14 protein-coding genes and 4 tRNA genes are annotated in these 17,782 nt (G+C 55.2%); all 18 read right to left on the reverse strand.

What is annotated here, in order from left to right:
• Window positions 1-639: 639 nt before the first annotated feature.
• A tRNA-Pro gene (locus ACMV5H_RS18600) sits at window positions 640-716 on the reverse strand.
• 76 nt (window positions 717-792) lie between these two features.
• Window positions 793-879 (reverse strand) — tRNA-Leu (locus tag ACMV5H_RS18605).
• A gap of 47 nt (window positions 880-926) precedes the next feature.
• Window positions 927-1,002, reverse strand: a tRNA-His gene (locus ACMV5H_RS18610).
• A gap of 70 nt (window positions 1,003-1,072) precedes the next feature.
• Window positions 1,073-1,149: transfer RNA gene (locus ACMV5H_RS18615), tRNA-Arg, on the reverse strand.
• Between the two features lie 135 nt (window positions 1,150-1,284).
• Window positions 1,285-2,688 carry a bifunctional threonine/serine APC transporter ThrP gene (gene thrP, locus ACMV5H_RS18620; protein WP_021807755.1) on the reverse strand — a complete coding sequence of 468 codons (1,404 nt, stop codon included), beginning with the start codon at window positions 2,686-2,688 and terminating at the stop codon, window positions 1,285-1,287.
• A gap of 349 nt (window positions 2,689-3,037) precedes the next feature.
• A complete protein-coding gene (wecG, locus tag ACMV5H_RS18625) occupies window positions 3,038-3,778 on the reverse strand; it encodes a lipopolysaccharide N-acetylmannosaminouronosyltransferase (RefSeq protein WP_021807753.1) in 741 nt (246 codons plus the stop codon).
• Window positions 3,779-3,786: 8 nt separating this feature from the next.
• Entirely contained in the window at window positions 3,787-5,154 is a 1,368-nt protein-coding gene (wzyE, locus tag ACMV5H_RS18630) for an ECA oligosaccharide polymerase (protein ID WP_021807752.1), read from the reverse strand.
• Window positions 5,151-6,236: a TDP-N-acetylfucosamine:lipid II N-acetylfucosaminyltransferase gene (locus ACMV5H_RS18635; protein WP_037376579.1), complete on the reverse strand. Its 1,086-nt coding sequence runs from the start codon at window positions 6,234-6,236 to the stop codon at window positions 5,151-5,153. The genes wzyE and ACMV5H_RS18635 overlap by 4 nt, the downstream gene beginning before the upstream one ends.
• Entirely contained in the window at window positions 6,233-7,483 is a 1,251-nt protein-coding gene (wzxE, locus tag ACMV5H_RS18640) for a lipid III flippase WzxE (protein WP_059199111.1), read from the reverse strand. Before wzxE ends, ACMV5H_RS18635 begins: the two co-directional genes overlap by 4 nt.
• Window position 7,484: 1 nt before the next feature.
• The gene (gene rffA / locus ACMV5H_RS18645) at window positions 7,485-8,615 is read right to left on the reverse strand and encodes a dTDP-4-amino-4,6-dideoxygalactose transaminase (protein WP_037376578.1); all 1,131 of its coding nucleotides are present in this window, start codon (window positions 8,613-8,615) and stop codon (window positions 7,485-7,487) included.
• The gene (gene rffC / locus ACMV5H_RS18650) at window positions 8,602-9,321 is read right to left on the reverse strand and encodes a dTDP-4-amino-4,6-dideoxy-D-galactose acyltransferase (RefSeq protein ID WP_094982250.1); all 720 of its coding nucleotides are present in this window, start codon (window positions 9,319-9,321) and stop codon (window positions 8,602-8,604) included. Before rffC ends, rffA begins: the two co-directional genes overlap by 14 nt.
• A complete protein-coding gene (rfbA, locus tag ACMV5H_RS18655) occupies window positions 9,299-10,180 on the reverse strand; it encodes a glucose-1-phosphate thymidylyltransferase RfbA (RefSeq protein WP_021807749.1) in 882 nt (293 codons plus the stop codon). The genes rffC and rfbA overlap by 23 nt, the downstream gene beginning before the upstream one ends.
• Window positions 10,181-10,246: 66 nt before the next feature.
• Window positions 10,247-11,314, reverse strand: coding sequence for a dTDP-glucose 4,6-dehydratase (gene rffG, locus ACMV5H_RS18660; RefSeq protein ID WP_021807748.1), 1,068 nt, complete (start codon window positions 11,312-11,314; stop codon window positions 10,247-10,249).
• On the reverse strand, window positions 11,311-12,573 hold the full coding sequence (wecC, locus tag ACMV5H_RS18665) for a UDP-N-acetyl-D-mannosamine dehydrogenase (protein WP_021807747.1): 1,263 nt from the start codon (window positions 12,571-12,573) through the stop codon (window positions 11,311-11,313). The genes rffG and wecC overlap by 4 nt, the downstream gene beginning before the upstream one ends.
• Window positions 12,570-13,700 (reverse strand): non-hydrolyzing UDP-N-acetylglucosamine 2-epimerase, encoded by a 1,131-nt coding sequence (wecB, locus tag ACMV5H_RS18670; RefSeq protein WP_021181555.1) that lies wholly within the window; start codon window positions 13,698-13,700, stop codon window positions 12,570-12,572. Before wecB ends, wecC begins: the two co-directional genes overlap by 4 nt.
• A gap of 86 nt (window positions 13,701-13,786) precedes the next feature.
• On the reverse strand, window positions 13,787-14,839 hold the full coding sequence (gene wzzE / locus ACMV5H_RS18675; RefSeq protein ID WP_414822272.1) for an ECA polysaccharide chain length modulation protein: 1,053 nt from the start codon (window positions 14,837-14,839) through the stop codon (window positions 13,787-13,789).
• 19 nt (window positions 14,840-14,858) lie between these two features.
• Window positions 14,859-15,956 (reverse strand): UDP-N-acetylglucosamine--undecaprenyl-phosphate N-acetylglucosaminephosphotransferase, encoded by a 1,098-nt coding sequence (gene wecA, locus ACMV5H_RS18680; RefSeq protein WP_024484187.1) that lies wholly within the window; start codon window positions 15,954-15,956, stop codon window positions 14,859-14,861.
• Window positions 15,957-16,233: 277 nt separating this feature from the next.
• On the reverse strand, window positions 16,234-17,493 hold the full coding sequence (rho, locus tag ACMV5H_RS18685) for a transcription termination factor Rho (RefSeq protein WP_021181558.1): 1,260 nt from the start codon (window positions 17,491-17,493) through the stop codon (window positions 16,234-16,236).
• Between the last annotated feature and the right edge of the window lie 289 nt (window positions 17,494-17,782).

Raw genomic sequence — 17,782 nt, forward strand, 5'->3', positions numbered from 1 at the left:
CTGAAGGACAAGTTAAAAAGTGGTCAGTTGAAGAAGCCGGCAACCGCCGACATTTCTGGCTAACCGCTAACAGGGGTGGGTCAGATTTACTTTGGCAGCCTGGGTCACTATTCGATTGGCATTGACATTATCCTCCATTTCGCACCCTAGCGTTTTTCCAGCGCTTATCTCTGCTTCCTTCTGATCATTCCCTTGTAAGGCCAGCTCTAAAGTTGTCTGCTTCCCCTCACCCCAACCCTCTCCCACAGGGAGAGGGAGCTGCCCTGAGCCCTTGATTAGCCCGTACCGCTTCGGAGAGTGATGAGTTAGAAGAAAGACAGGGTTATACGCAGAGAAATCAACGAGCTCGATCGGTCCCCAAAAGAAAGGAAGTTGTCCGAATCGCCCGATTAGCACGTACCACTTCGGAGAGTGATGAGTTAGAAGAAAGACAGGGCATTACTTAGAGAAATCAACGAACTCGATCGGTCCCCTCTCCCTGTGGGAGAGGGTTAGGGTGAGGGGCCAGCACGATATCTCAGGTATCGGACGCCCACCCTTTCCGCCAGCATAAAAAGCAAAAAACCCGCTCATTGCTGAGCAGGTTACACAAACTCCAGACGTAAAAAAGCCCGCTTTTAAAGCGGGCTTTCTTGAAATTGGTCGGCGAGAGAGGATTCGAACCTCCGACCCACTGGTCCCAAACCAGTTGCGCTACCAAGCTGCGCTACTCGCCGATTTCTTGTTGCTGATACTACCGAACTTTCCAGCCTATGTCTATGTAAATATTAAATTTATTAGACATTTTGTGTGTGGTGCGAAGAGAGGGACTTGAACCCTCACGTCCGTAAGAACACTAACACCTGAAGCTAGCGCGTCTACCAATTCCGCCACCTTCGCACTGTCACAAAACAGCTTTCAATTCTTGTACTTTACCCTAGGTAAAGTGGGGTGGCTAATGGGGCTCGAACCCACGACAACTGGAATCACAATCCAGGGCTCTACCAACTGAGCTATAGCCACCATAACTACTTTATCTACTGCTTACTTCACGCGGTATTCATACCACCGCAGCTCCTGCGCACAAAATTAATGGCGCGCCCGACAGGATTCGAACCTGAGACCTCTGCCTCCGGAGGGCAGCGCTCTATCCAGCTGAGCTACGGGCGCGTAGCGCCGTTGCGGGTGGGGATACTACGGTTTTATGCCCATCCTGTCTAGTGCTTTTTCTCAGAAATGTTGAGTTCGCTGACCCTTTGCTCACTCTTGCAGCAGAAAGAGCCCGACAGGGCCCTTTTCTTAAGCTTAGCGCTGACTTTCTGTCCGCTTTTCAGGCTCATGATGGACTTTGTGCATACCGAATACAAAGTAGCACAGGCTCACCGCAGCCAGGAAAATCATCCCCACCACCAACGAAATCCGCGTATCCGGATTGATCCCCATGCCAACCAGCACACAAATCAGGAAAGCGATGGTCAGGTAGTTCATGTAAGGGAACATAAATGACTTGAAGCTGTGAGTCTTCATCGCTTCTTTGTGGGCTCGGCGGAAGTAGATCTGGCTGATCAACACCACGAACCACGGCATCATGCCCGGCAGCACGCTGGCGCTATAGACATAGACGAACACCTGCTGAGGATTGGGAATAACGTAGTTCAGCGCCGACCCCACCAACAGGCAAATGATGGTGATGGCAATACAGTTGACCGGCACGCCGCTGGCAGAAAGCCTGGTCAATGCCGCAGGCAGTTGACGGTTCTTGGCCAAGGCATAGAGCATGCGGCCGCCGCTATACATGCCGCTGTTGCAGCCGGAGAGTGCGGCGGTCAGCACCACAAAGTTGATGATACCCGCAGCGGCAACAATACCAATCTTGGCAAAGGTCAGCACAAACGGGCTGCCAGCGGTGCCGATACCGTTCCACGGGAAGATGGTGACAATCACGAAGATGGCACCGACATAAAAAATCAGAATACGCCACAGGATGTTGTTGATCGCCCGTTTGAGCGTTACCTGCGGGTTTTTGGCTTCCCCGGCGGTAATACCGACCAGCTCAACTCCCTGGTAAGAGGCCACCACGATACACAGCGCAAACAGGAAGCCTTTCCAGCCACCAGCAAAGAAGCCGCCGTGAGCCGTCAGGTTGGCAAACCCGGTCGGCTGCCCGCCGTTGCCGAAGCCGAAGAAGATCACCCCCAAGCCCACCAGGATCATCACGATAATGGTGGTAACCTTGATCATGGCAAACCAGAACTCCAGCTCACCGTACAGACGCACCGCCGCCAGGTTGGCTAACGCGACCATGGCGACCGCAATTAACGCTGGCAGCCACTGCGGTATCTCAGGGAACCAGAACTGTACATAGACGCCGATAGCCGTGATTTCCGATATCCCCACGGCAAGCCACATAAACCAGTAGCCCCAGGCGGTGAGATAGCCGAAAAAGGGGTTCATGTATTTGTGCGCATAGACGGCGAAAGAGCCCGCCACCGGCTCCAGGAACAGCATCTCCCCCATCGAACGCATGATGAAGAACACAAACAGGCCGGCGATGATATAGGCCAGCAACACTGAAGGCCCTGCCCATTTTAGCGTACTGGCCGATCCCATAAACAGACCCACGCCAATCGTCCCACCCAGGGCGATCAGCTCTATATGTCGCGCTTCTAACCCGCGATGTAAACCTTGTGGTTTTTCTTTGCTTGCCATAAATCCTCAGTCATATCTTTTATGATGTTGTTTGCCTGCCGATCGGTGCCGGTCATTATTGTTTTAGACAAGTTGAGTGTAATTCATCCCCCACCCGCGCAAAACGCTACTTGGCGAGCAATCCGCACCATGTAATGACGAGGAAGTGACACTAGGGCCTGGGGAAATTTGCGGGCGTTATGGTTTCGCATTTTGCCGCTATAAGCAAACCGCGAATTAAAACCTTATGGAATAAGTGACGAGGGAATGATTGACCGAGGTTATAGCTTTGACCACGTTATGGCCGACAGGGAGATTATTTGCGCAAAACAGACGCTGGAGCAACAGATGGGCTGCTCCAGCCGGAGGATCACATCTTGCCGGTATAGTAATAGCCGACGAACTTGAGTAGTCGAAGCTGGCGGCGTATACGGCTCGGCTGGCTGAGCAGGCGATAGAGCCACTCCAGGCCCAGATTCTGCCACACCTTGGGGGCACGCTTCACATGGCCGGTAAACACGTCATAGGTGCCGCCAACCCCCATATACAGCGCCTGTGGATGTACCTTGCGGCAATCCCGCATCAGGATTTCCTGCTTGGGCGATCCCATTGCCACGGTCACGATAGCCGCGCCGCTGGCACGAATGCGTTCAAACAAGGCATCCCGCTGTTCTGGTTTGAAGTAGCCATCCTGGCTGCCAACCAGATTCACATTCCACTGACTACGCAGCTTCTGCTCGGTCTCTGCCAGCACCGAAGGCTTGCCGCCAACCAGAAACACCGGCGTACCTTCCTGCCCGGCACGCTGCATCATGGCTTCCCACAGATCGGCCCCAGCCACACGCGACACCTCCGCGCCAGGATACTTGCGGCGGATGGAGCGCACCATGCTGATGCCATCGGCATATTTATACTCCGCCTCATCCAACAGGGCATGCAGCGCCGGATCGGTTTCTGCATTGAGGATTTTCTCGGCGTTCATCGCCACCAGGGTGCCTTGCTTGACCCTGCCACCGTCGAACAGAAAATCCATGCACTGCGCCATGTTGCGAAAGCCCCACAGGCTGAAACCACGCAGCTCATACTTGGGAACCGAAATGTTTGCTTCCATTGTCACTATTACCTTGGCACAAGGGAGTTGGCTGCTGGAGCCAACGCGCGCTTGCGCATAATTCGAGTCTTGATAAGCCCGGCAGCATCAAACAGCCAGTACAGTAATTTTGCCAATATCAGGCAGGCACCAAAAATAATGCAGAAGAACACCACGCGTGAGACAAACGAATCGACCCCCTCACGCGCCAGCACGATGATATTAAACACCGCACCAAAGCAGAACCCTTGCAAAATCGCCGCCTTAAAGCGGTTCTGTTCACTTTTGCCAAGCTCATACAGCCAGTCGAACCACTTGATGATCAGGCCCACCACAATAGCGCCCAGTGGGATAAACAGCACCCCCCCCATCACCACCAGCGAGCCAATCAGCGTTGGGGAAATCGCCAGCCCGGAGTGGTTGTCCAGCACTTCCCAGGTAAAGTAGTTGGCAGTATTCAGCACCAGATCCGGCCGCCCCGGCCACAGCCAGGCAGGGATGAAGACATAGAAATCACGCACGATCGGGGCCAACCCCTGGAAATCGATCTTGTCGTAATTTTGCAGCAGTAGCCCCAGGTTCTCCCACGGCGAGAAGGTATCACGGGTCAGATACAGGAAAGTGTAGAACGCTTCCGGGCCGCTGACATCCAGGCTATAGCGTTTCAACGCCAGCCAGAACATGCCGACGATGCCGAACACCCCGGCGGCCACCAGCATCCACAGCGAGATCCAGCCGCGCACAATGCCGATAAACAGGAATAGAGCGAACGCGATGATGATGTTGGCACGGGTGCCGCCCACGATCACGTAGGTCAGAATGCCAAACGCCACCGTGGCCGCCAGGAAGAAGAACCAGGCGCGCAGATCCTGTTTCAGGAAATAGACCACCAGCATCGCCGGGATAAAGAAGTAGAAGAAGCGCTTGAGCGCCACCCCTGACACATCGCTGGAGAAGATTTGGCTGTAGGAGTTAAGCTTGAACAGCAGGAAACCGTTCTGCATAAAGAAGATGCCCACGGTGCCGATCGCCACCAGCGCCAGCAATATCCAGGTGATATGCGTCTCAACCCGGTTCATGGTGAACACCGGCTTATGCGGCTGGCCAGTGCGTTTACGCAACCGCGTCTTGTAGCTGACGTAGTAAATCGCGTAGAAGGCGGTAGCCGAAAGGATGGCGTAAAGCAGGAACTCTACCGGCACCACGGCCACGTCAAACTGGAATACCAGCAGGCAGGTCAGCGGGAAGCCAAAGTAAAACGTCAGCAGATAGAGCAGGGAAAAGAAGACGTTAAAGTTGAAGCGGACGCGCCGAAACTCCTGATAGGTCAGGGTCAGCACAAATAGCGCCCCGATCAGATAGACGACAAACAGCCCGCCAAACTGTGCCAGCGTCATGGGTTTTCCCCCGCCGCCAGCGCCAATGCCTGCTGCCAGCCATCCACGTAGTTCGGATTGAAAAAGGCGATAGACTGCTTATCCAGCGTTGCCAGTTGGCGCTGTGATTCGCGCACCACGGCTTCATCCAGCGAGTCGCCATAGAACAGCACCGGCAGATGCTGCTCAGCCAGATCCTGCCAGAACGGGTTCTTGCGGCTCAGTACAAAAGGCACGCCAAACTGGATCAACAGGCACAGCGTACCGATCCCCTGCTGACGGTCGAAAATGAAGTAGCCGAGATCGCACTCACGCAGAATATTGAGATAATCGTCAAACGCCACCTGCTGGGTCAGCAGTTGCAGATTCTGTTCGGAGAACAGCTTCAGGCCCGCCGCGCGCACCTGGGCAATATAGGCGTCGTTATTGGCCGGATAGCCCATCGGCAAAATCACCCGCACCTTGTCACCAAATTGCTGATGGATCGCCTGCAACGCCTCAATATGGCGGTTGGTGGTATCACCAGAATTGCCCACCAGGATAGTCATCGGCCCAGCCAGGTTCTTTTCAACTTCGATACCCGTCAGGGCAGGATCCATCCGCGTTGGGAAATACAGCAGCGAGGCCGGAACGCGTGCGTGCCGCTGCTGATAGTGGATCAGGTCGCCTCGGGTAGCAAACACGTGGCCCACCCGCCCTTGGGCAATGCGGCGCAGCACGTAGAACAGGCGGTATTTCCAACTGGTGGCGTTTTCATACAGATCGGCCCCCCAGATATGCCAGCTCACCTGGCGCGGCTTGATCTTGCCGCTCAGCAAGGCCAGCCACAACGTTGCGTTAAACTGGCCATGCAGGAACAGGCGAGTGTCACGGTTGGCCTTGGCACGGGCAATCACTGCCTCTGCCAGGCTCTTCTTGCCAGGGAAAGCCTCGATGGTCAACTTTGGAAAGTGGCCCAACGCGGCCACGTCTTTGGCTGCCACCATGAAGTGACACACTTGTTCTGCGGGCAGGCGGTCAGCCAGCACGTCATTAAAGAAGCGCAGCACCGTCTGATTATGATGCGGGATATCAGATCCCAGTACGTGGATTAGTATGGTCATACTCGTCTACGATAAAGAATAAATACGCAGCTACAGAGCGCAAAATACACGATGTAGGTTGCCATATAGGCCTGTGCCGCCCCTAATGCGCCGTGCAGCGGGATCAGCCAGTGCGAGAACAGCGTCAGCAAGGCAAACTGGCTGACCTCTGTCAGAATATAAAAACGGAGCGACGCCTTGGCGATCACCAGGTAACCGAAGACGTAGGCCCCGACTTTCAGCACGTCCCCCACCAGTTGCCAGGCAAACAGATCGCGCATGGCAACGAATTTCTCAGAGAACAGCAGCCAGATGGCGAAGTCACGCAGCAGCCAGACGGTAAAGCTGGCAGCGGCGACCGCAGGCAGCACAAACTTCAGCGAGCGCACGATCTCCCGCGAAATGGCGCTTTTCTCTTGCAGGCGCGACAGCGTTGGCAGCAGGTAAACGGTGAAAGAAGCGGTAATAAACTGCAGGTAGGCATCGGAGATACTGCTCACCCCTTGCCAGATCCCCACTTCGTCCCAGCCGTAATGTTCCGCCAACAGGTTACGCATCATTACATAGGCAACCGGCAAGGTCACGGAGGTGATCAGCGCCATCAGGGTAAACTTACCGAGATGGCTGGCCAGCGCCTTATCCCAGGCGAGCGCCAGATAACGCAGCGGCAGCGCCTTGCGCCGCCACAGCATGAAACCAGCAGGCAACACCACCAGGGCAGGAACCAGAGCCAACCCGGCCAACGCGCCTTCATAACCGCCCAGCTTAAAGCATAGCGTAAAGGCCACCACACCTATCAGGCTACCGGCGATCACCGCCAGCGCGTTACCCATCGCATCGCGATAACCTTTGAGGATCGCCAGGAACAGGTTGGCGTAGGCAATCCCCATCTGGATAAACGCCACCGCCCGCACCACGTTCACATAGTCACCATGGCCAAACAGCCCACGGCTGATCGGCTCGGCAGCAAACAGGAACACCAGCGCCAGCAGAGTTGAGAAACCCAGCACGATGCTGGACGCGGTGCCCACCGCCATACGCAACCGCTGCGGATCCTGATGGTATTCCGCCACATACTTGGTGATACCGTTAAAAATTCCGGCACCCGACAGCACGCCCAGCACGGTGATCAACTGGCGGAAGTTACCCGCCTGCCCGACCCCGCTGGGGCCGAAGGCCACCGCCAGCATTTTTACCACCAGCAACCCCACGCCGATCTTGATCAGCGTGGAGCCCGCGGTCCAAATCGATGCTTTTGCCAGCGACATATCAGGCGAGGAAGCTCAGAATGGTATTGATCACCGTACGTTGATTGACGTCTGACATGTTAAAGAACAGCGGCAGACGCACCAGGCGCTCGCTCTCTTTGGTGGTGAAGCGGTCTTCGCCGGAGAAACGGCCAAACTTCTCACCCGCCGGGCAGGCGTGCAGTGGGATGTAGTGGAACACCGACATGATTTCGGCTTCTTTCAGGTAGTCGATAAACGCGGTACGATCCTGCACGTCTTTCAGCTTGATGTAGAACATATGGGCGTTGTGCACGCAGTTGGCCGGAATGACCGGCAAGGCGATACGCCCTGAGTCTGCCAACGGTTTCAATGCATCGTAATAGTTCTGCCACAGCTTCAGGCGGCGCTGGTTGATCGTCTCGGCGGCCTCCAGCTGTGCCCACAGATAAGCGGCTTGCAGATCTGACATCAGATAGCTGGAACCAATATCGCGCCAGGTATATTTGTCTACCTGACCACGGAAGAACTGGCTGCGGTTGGTGCCTTTTTCACGGATCACTTCGGCACGATCGATCAGGGCCGGGTCGTTAATCAGCGTTGCGCCACCTTCACCGCCAGCGGTGTAGTTTTTGGTCTCATGGAAACTGAAGCAACCGATATGGCCGATAGTCCCCAAGGCTTTGCCTTTATAGGTCGACATCACGCCCTGCGCGGCATCTTCCACCACCATCAGGTTGTACTTCTTCGCCAGCGCCATGATGGTGTCCATTTCACAGGCTACGCCAGCGTAATGCACCGGCACGATGGCACGGGTTTTATCGGTGATCGCCGCTTCGATCTTGGTCTCATCGATGTTCATGGTGTCTGGACGCAGATCGACAAACACCATAACCGCCCCGCGCAGCACAAAGGCGTTAGCGGTGGATACGAAGGTATAGCTCGGCATGATCACTTCATCACCCGGCTGGATATCCAGCAGGATGGCGGCCATTTCCAGTGACGCTGTGCAAGACGGCGTCAGCAGCACTTTCGGGCAGCCGAAATGCTGTTCCATCCACTGCTGGCAGCGACGGGTAAAACCACCATCACCACAGAGTTTGCCGCTGCTCATCGCAGCCTGCATATAATCGAGTTCCGTGCCAACAACCGGTGGAGCGTTAAATGGGATCATGTAAACCTCTATAGAACCAATACGCGGTGCTTTCTAGGGTGGCACCGTGCCGTTGATAGAGCCGTAACGCGGCAATATTACTTATTTGAGTCGCGATCCGCAGGCGCTGCAGCCGTTGCTGCTGGCACCAGGCGATCGCGGCAGTCATCAGCCGAGAACCGGTCCCTTTACCTTGTACACCTGGGAATGCCGCCAGCAGGCCGATACGCGCCTCTTGCTGGCCAATATCTCGCAGGCTGACAAACCCTTCTGGCTCCCCATCGCTACCCAGCACCAGCAGGCACTGATGGTCAAACGTCCCCAGCACCGCTTTTTCAATCCAGGTGGCGTAAAAACGCCCGCTGTCCTGCGGCTGATACCAAGGCGCGCGAAAACGGCTGGCGGCAAAAACCTTGGCCGCCACCGAACGCAACAGTGGAATATCTTCGAGCTGGGCGATGCGGATGGCCGGTAAATTCAATGCACAATCTGTGCCAATTGCCAGGGCAAAGTCCACTTCGCCCTCTACCAGCCGAAACCCCGCGGCTGCCAAACCATCGGCCAAATCCAGACGCTGGGCCGGGATCTTGGCCTGAACCAGCGCAAACGCATCCAGTTCAGTTGCCGTAAGCGCAGGAGCCGCCTCGTCAAAATGCAATTTGGCGCTGGTGAGTTGGAAATACTCGCTTTCCCAGCCCAAAGGCTCAATATTGGCGTGGACGGACATGCAGTAAATCCAGTAAGTATTTGCCATAGCCGGTTTTGGCTAACGCCTGCGCCGAGCGTCTTACGCCATCATCATCCAGCCAACCGTTACGCCAGGCGATCTCTTCCAGACAGGCAATCTTGAACCCTTGGCGCTTCTCTACCGTCTGCACAAAGGTACTGGCTTCGATCAGGCTGTCGTGGGTGCCGGTATCGAGCCAGGCAAAACCACGCCCCAGCAGCTCGACGCTCAGTTCGCCACGCTCCAGATACATCTGGTTGATGCTGGTAATTTCCAACTCGCCGCGTTCGGAGGGCTTCACCTGCTTGGCGAAATCCACCACCTGGTTGTCATAGAAATAGAGACCGGTGACCGCCCAGTTGGACTTCGGCTTCAGCGGTTTTTCTTCAATCGACAGCGCGCGGAAGTTATCGTCGAACTCCACTACGCCAAAGCGCTCTGGGTCCATGACCTGGTAACCGAATACCGTGGCACCTTTCAGACTCTGGACCACGCTTTTCAGTTTCGGGCTGAAGCCCTGGCCGAAGTAGATATTGTCGCCCAGCACCAGGCAGCACGGCTCGCCGCCGATAAACTCTTCGCCAATCAGGAAGGCCTGTGCCAACCCGTCCGGGCTCGGTTGTTCGGCGTAGCTGAGGTTGATGCCAAACTCTTCACCGCTGCCCAGCAAACGGCGAAACGAGGGCAGATCTTCAGGCGTAGAGATAATCAGAATATCGCGGATCCCGGCCAGCATCAGCACCGAGAGCGGATAGTAAATCATCGGTTTATCGTAAATGGGCAGCAACTGCTTGGAGACGCCGCGGGTGATCGGGTGCAAACGCGTCCCCGAACCGCCGGCTAGAATAATACCTTTCATCATGACTCCTGAACTTCCGCTAGCCGCACGGCGCTTATAGCCTTCCGTGCGTTTATCTAGATAGGATTATTGGTTTAGCCCTAAACGCTCGCCTGCATAGGAACCGTCTTGCACGCGGCGCCACCAGGTTTCATTGTTCAGATACCAGGAAACCGTTTTGCGGATGCCGCTTTCAAAGGTTTCCTGTGGGCGCCAACCCAGTTCACGTTCAATTTTGCCCGCGTCGATGGCATAACGCATATCATGGCCTGGGCGATCTTTAACGTAAGTGATCAGATCGCGATATTTCGCCACGCCCTGCGGTTTGTTCGGTGCCAGTTCTTCCAGCAGATCGCAGATGGTCTGTACCACCTCGATATTTTTGCGCTCGTTGTGGCCGCCGATGTTATAGGTCTCCCCAATCACACCTTCTGTCACCACCTGATATAACGCCCGCGCATGGTCTTCCACAAACAGCCAGTCACGCACCTGCGCACCATCGCCGTAGACCGGCAGCGGTTTGCCGGAGATGGCATTAAGGATCACCAGCGGCACCAGCTTCTCTGGGAAGTGGTAAGGGCCGTAGTTGTTGGAGCAGTTGGTCACGACGGTAGGGAAACCGTAGGTACGCAGCCAGGCGCGCACCAGGTGGTCGCTTGAGGCCTTGGAGGCAGAATACGGGCTGCTTGGCGCGTAAGGCGTGGTTTCGGTAAACAGATCGTCGGTACCGTGCAGGTCGCCGTACACTTCATCGGTAGAGATATGATGGAAACGGAAAGCCTGCTTTTTCTCTGCCGCCAGCGCCTGCCAATAATGGCGGGCAGCTTCCAGCATGGTGTAAGTGCCCACTATGTTGGTTTCGATAAAGGCCGCCGGGCCGTCGATCGAGCGGTCAACGTGGCTTTCTGCCGCAAGGTGCATCACGAAATCCGGCTGGTACTGCGCAAATACGCGGTCTAGTGCGGCACGGTCGCAGATATCTACCTGCTCGAAAGCATAGCGCTCGTTGTCCGCTACACCCGCCAGCGACTCCAGGTTACCGGCATAGGTGAGCTTATCAACCACCACCACGCTATCGCGGGTCCCCTCGATGATATGTCTTACCACGGCAGAGCCGATAAATCCGGCCCCGCCGGTGACCAAAATACGTTTCAACGCCAAACTCCTTTGGTGTCCACGATCCAGGACTGCTTAATCTCTTCCGGCCTGATGGCCTTGAATTCTTTATGATCGACCAGCATGACGATCACATCCGCCTGCTGTAAGGCCTCAGGCAGTTTTTTCAGCGTAACGAGGCCCGCCAGTGACTTCGGCAATTGCTCAACGTTAGGCTCGACCGCCAGGGTTTCACCTACGTGCCAGTCGGCAATCAGGTGGGCTACTTCAACCGCCGGGCTTTCACGCAGGTCGTCGATATTAGGTTTGAACGCCAAACCGAAGCAGGCAATTTTCACTTCAGAAGCGCGCTTATTGGTGGCCGCCAGGCAATCTGCCACGGCTGCCTTGACCTGATCGACCACCCAGAGCGGTTTGCCGTCGTTTACCAGGCGCGCAGTATGGATCAGACGAGCCTGCTGCGGGTTCTGCGCCACGATGAACCAAGGGTCAACGGCGATACAGTGCCCGCCCACGCCTGGGCCAGGTTGCAGAATGTTGACGCGCGGATGACGGTTGGCCAGGCGGATCAGTTCCCACACATTAATGCCCTGCTCGGCACAGATCAGCGAAAGCTCATTGGCAAACGCGATGTTAACGTCGCGGAAGCTGTTTTCCGTCAGTTTGCACATCTCGGCGGTGCGCGAGTTGGTGATCACACACTCACCTTCGAGGAAAATCTTGTACAGCGCGCTGGCGCGCTCGGAGCATTTTGGCGTCATCCCGCCGATCACGCGGTCATTCTGGATCAGCTCAACCATTACCTGCCCAGGCAGCACGCGCTCAGGGCAGTAGGCAATGTTCACGTCGGCCTGCTCACCGGCATCCTGCGGGAAGCTCAGATCGCTACGCGCCTCTGCCAACCACAGGGCCATCTGCTCGGTAGCGCCCACCGGTGAAGTAGACTCCAGGATCACCAGGTCGCCTTTTTTCAGTACCGGTGCCAATGACTTGGCGGCGGCTTCAACGTAGGCCAGATCGGGTTCGTGATCGCCTTTGAACGGCGTTGGTACGGCAATCAGGAACGCATCGGCCGCCAGCGGTTTAGTCACCGCCTGCAGGTAACCGCCTTCTACCGCTTCTTTTACCACGCGATCCAAATCAGGTTCGACGATGTGGATGGCACCGCGGTTAATGGTATCTACCGCGTGCTGGTTAACATCTACGCCCACCACTTTCTTCTTGCGGGAAGCAAACGCCGCCGCCGTTGGCAAACCGATATAGCCCAGGCCAATAACTGAAATAGTGTTAAAACTCATAGTGTCACCTGATGATTCTTTAAAGCTTCGAGGATACGTTGGCAGGCATGCCCGTCACCGTATGGGTTATGCGCCCGGCTCATGGCGTGGTATTCGCCTTCGTCTGTCAATAACCGGGTTACCGCATCAACAATTTTAGCTACGTCCGTTCCCACCAGCTGTACCGTGCCGGCATCTACCGCTTCTGGCCGCTCGGTGGTATCACGCATCACCAACACCGGTTTCCCCAGCGATGGCGCCTCTTCCTGAATGCCGCCCGAGTCGGTCAGGATCAGATAAGATCGCGTCATCAGATAGACAAACGGCAGGTAATCCTGCGGATCGATCAGAATGATGTTATCGATCCCCTTCAAAATACGGTTAACCGGCTCGCTGACGTTCGGGTTGAGATGCACCGGATACACCACCTGCACGTCAGGATGCTGAAGAGCAATCTCGGCCAAGGCGCTACAGATGCGCTCAAACCCACCGCCGAAGCTTTCGCGACGGTGCCCAGTCACCAGGATCAGCTTTTTGTTGGCATCCAGGAAAGGATAACGTTGGTCAAGGCTGCTGCGCAGCTCTGGGTTGTGCATGATGCGGTCGCGCACCCACAGCAACGCATCGATCACGGTGTTACCCGTGACGAAAATATGGTCGTCCCGCAGCGATTCACGTAACAGGTTCTGCCGTGAATTTTCGGTTGGCGAGAAGTGATACATCGCCAAATGCCCCGTCAACTTGCGGTTGGCCTCTTCAGGCCAAGGAGAATAGAGATTACCGGTACGCAGGCCCGCTTCGACATGCCCCACCGGGATACGCTGATAAAACGCCGCCAGGCTGGTCGCCATGGTGGTCGTCGTGTCACCGTGAACCAACACCACGTCCGGCTTGAAGTCCTCCAGTACGCCTTTGATCCCTTCCAGAATGCGGCAGGTGATTTCACTCAGCCCCTGGCCCGGTTTCATAATATTCAGGTCGTAATCCGGTACGATTTCAAACAAACGCAGTACCTGATCCAGCATCTCGCGATGCTGTGCCGTAACGCAGACTCTTGACTCAAAGGCATCATCCTGAGCCAGAGCATGTACCAGAGGTGCCATTTTGATGGCTTCCGGTCTGGTGCCAAAAACAGTCAACACTTTCACAGCGAATCTCTTTTGGTCGGTGAAGTGCAGGCGAACCTGCAAAGTTGGGCACTCAGTGCCCAACAGCGAAATGATTATATTATTAGTTAACTACGTGGCCGGCGTACCAAGGCGACGCCCGCACCAATCAGGCCACCGATTGCGCCCCACATAATCAGCCAGAATACCCGGCGTGGACTATCACGTTTCACCGGCTCTTCCGGCGTACGTAAATAGCGGTAGGTCTGGAATTTGGCATCCAACGTCGGGCCAACGTTCAGAGTTGCCAGCATCGCCCGGTTCTGATCGTAACTTACATCGTAAGCCGGGCCGGAAGCCTGTAAACCTTCCAGACGCGCCTGCAGCATAGGTTTGCCCAGCAGGAACAGATCGGAGTCTGGCAGCTGTTCGGCTGGCGTATCGGTCTGCGTACGGCTAATCCCCTGCTGCTCGGCGATTTTCAGCGCCTGCTGCACGGTCTTGAGCTCACGCTGATACACCGCATCGGCTACCGCTTCCTGGCGTTTGACCTGCGCACTCATCGAGGTGGTACGCGCCGCCCAGGCTCCCTGGATCTCTTCATTCAGATGCTGCGCCGCGCGGTGGCTGGCAAAGGCAACATACTGACGCAGCAGATGGTTGGAGTCTGGCGCGGTCTCGGCGGTGAGTTTCACGCTATCATTCAGCACTTTTTTGTCGTCGCGCGGCGTGAACTGGATATTGTTAATCAGGTCATCAAGCAACGCCGCATCGGCACGGGCATCCCCTTCCTGGCGCTGCTTGTAGTAATCGCTTTGCAGCCAGAAATCACGGCGCGTGTCATAGGCGGCCAACTGCATGATAAATTCATTATAGGCTTCATCGGCGATGCCTGGCTGATCGCTGGCAACCGCAGGCAGCGTGCGCTGATCCAGGCTACGCAGGAACTGCTGCTGAGAGTAATATCCCCCCAGCGCATTCACCGTTGGCTTATCGGTGATCGCCGTGGCGCTCCACTCCTGTTTCACCAGGTAGGAAACGATCAGCGCGACGGCAGCAAACAACACCGCAAAACCGATAATCCATTTTTTGCCACGCCACAGGGTGCAGCACAGACCGCGGATATCGAGTTCGTTATCGACCACCGGGGTATTCTTGTCAGACGTTGTTTCAGGATTCATCACTGCCCTAAAGCCTCAGTTAAGGTACTTGCTTATTGTTCGTTGCATTCCGCAGGCGGCGCTTGAGACGTTTGATATAGCGCGCGACCCGCCATGCACGTTTAATGCAATAGCCATACAAGAAGAATGCAAGCAAGAATAATGCCAACATAACCCATTCAGGTATGAAAGTCAGACGTTCGCCTATCACACCAACCGCCGCCAGCAGCGCTGCGGCTAGGGTGATGAGCACAAAAGCCTGACGAGGCGTAAAGCCCGCTCGCATGATCAAATGGTGGATGTGTTGACGGTCTGGCGAAAACGGGCTCATGCCCTTACGCAGACGGCGATACATGATGGCAATCATATCCATCAGCGGGATGGCGATAATCCACAGCGCGGTGACCGGTTTGATCGGATGGTTTGGCCCTTGCGAGCTTTGCACCAGCAGCCAGATGGCGGTAAAACCGATCAGCGTACTCCCGGCGTCACCCATAAAGACCTTATAGCGACGGCCAAGGATGCCGAGGTTGAGCAGAATATAGGGAACAATGGCCGCCAGCATCGCGAAGCACCAGAAGGCAAGCTCGCTATGGCCGCCTTGATACAGCAGGATCCCCATCGCGCCGAACGACACGCAGGAGAGACCACCGAGCAGGCCGTCGATACCGTCGACCATGTTAAAGGCGTTAATCGCCGCCCAAACGGCAAACAGCGTCACCAAATAGCCAAACGGCCCCAACTGCATTTCCCAGCCACCAAACACATAGCCGAGGCTGCGCAGATAAAGACCTGCAAATACCATCATGGCGATGCCGACCAGTGCCTGAATGGTGGCGCGGATCTTGACGCTGATATCGAAGCGATCGTCCAGCGCCCCGACGAAGACCAGGACACCGGCGCAGGTGAGATAGAGTTTGCTGTGCGCAATCGTCTGGTCGGTGATCAGGAAGGCAAAGCAGATGCCAGCATAAACAGAAATCCCACCCACCAGCGGGATCAGCCCCTGATGACGTTTGCGATAATTAGGCTTATCAACCAAACCAATAGGTTTTGCTGCCTTGCGAGCAACAAATAAAAAAGCCAGAGAAAACAGAAAAACAAAAAGAATTTCAGTACTCATGGTGAGTAAGTTCACGGTTAACAAATCTCTGAAGAAGATGAGGCAGCTTAACATGGGTAAAAAACCGCGCCACATGACCAAGCGACCTTTCAGTCATTTCCTATGACATAGACAATTATCAATGCCCAAAACGTGTCTTGCTTCAACGCGTTAATGCAAAAACTGGCGCAAATAAGATAAGTTCTCAATAAGTCACAAGAATAACTTACTTTCCTTTACTGTTACTTATCGTATCCGCCAAAAGCAAAAAACGCCACGACTAGGCGTGGCGTTCCTCGAATATTTTACTTATTTATGAGCGTTTCATCATGTCGAAGAATTCATCGTTGGTTTTGGTCATCGCCAACTTGTTAATGAGGAACTCCATCGCGTCGATCTCGCCCATTGGGTGAATGATCTTGCGCAGGATCCACATCTTCTGCAGTTCTTCAGAGGTAGTGAGCAACTCTTCTTTACGCGTACCGGAACGGTTGTAATCGATAGCAGGGAACACGCGCTTCTCGGCGATTTTACGCGCCAGATGCAGTTCCATGTTACCCGTACCTTTAAACTCTTCGTAAATCACTTCGTCCATCTTCGAACCGGTATCAACCAGTGCGGTAGCGATGATGGTCAGGCTGCCGCCTTCCTCAACGTTACGAGCCGCACCGAAGAAGCGCTTCGGACGATGCAGGGCGTTGGCGTCCACACCACCGGTCAGCACTTTGCCTGAGGCAGGTACTACGGTGTTGTAGGCACGCGCCAGACGGGTGATGGAGTCCAGCAGGATGATCACGTCTTTTTTGTGTTCGACCAGGCGCTTGGCCTTCTCGATCACCATTTCGGCAACCTGTACGTGGCGGGATGCGGGTTCGTCGAAGGTAGAAGCGATCACTTCGCCTTTTACCAGACGTTGCATCTCGGTCACTTCTTCCGGACGTTCGTCGATCAGCAGCACCATCAGCACGCAGTCTGGATGGTTGTATGCGATGCTCTGCGCAATGTTTTGCAGCAGCATGGTTTTACCGGCTTTCGGCGGTGCCACAATCAGGCCACGCTGGCCACGGCCGATTGGCGCTGCCAGATCCAGTACGCGAGCCGTCAGATCTTCGGTAGAGCCGTTGCCGCGCTCCATACGCAAACGTGAGTTGGCGTGCAGCGGCGTCAGGTTTTCGAACAGGATCTTGTTACGGGCGTTTTCCGGTTTGTCGTAGTTGACTTCGTTAACTTTCAACAGGGCAAAATAGCGCTCGCCTTCTTTTGGCGGACGAATCTTACCGGAAATGGTGTCACCTGTGCGGAGGTTAAAGCGGCGGATTTGGCTGGGAGAAACGTAGATATCGTCGGGGCCTGCGAGGTAGGAACTGTCTCCGGAACGGAGGAAACCAAATCCATCCTGCAATATCTCCAGCACGCCATCACCGAAGATATCTTCTCCGCTTTTCGCATGTTGCTTGAGTATAGAGAAGATAATGTCCTGTTTGCGCAGGCGGGCCAGGTTTTCCAGCCCCATATTTTCGCCGAGAGTAATCAGCTCAGAAACCGGCGTATTCTTTAATTCGGTAAGATTCATAGTGGGGGTTCTTAAACTCGGGGTGTGTCTCGAACTAGTATCGTGAATGGTATGGCAGCGTGTTATACCCATAACCTTTCAAGCTACAACGTGAAATTCATAGGGTATGCGTGCCTGTTACTGGACGTTCGATCGCCGGGCTGCTGGGCCGCCGCAGTAAGAAATGGCTTAGCTGGGGCGCACACGCTGACGGTTTAAGATCGAAGGTGCCTTAAAACTGATTTTTTTGTAAAACCGCTTGATCGTCAAAACACGGGCTCGGTTCACAGTAAAATGCTAGTGCCGATGG

The sequence above is a fragment of the Serratia sp. N21D137 genome, assembly GCF_047530005.1.
Classification (GTDB): domain Bacteria; phylum Pseudomonadota; class Gammaproteobacteria; order Enterobacterales; family Enterobacteriaceae; genus Chania; species Chania fonticola_B.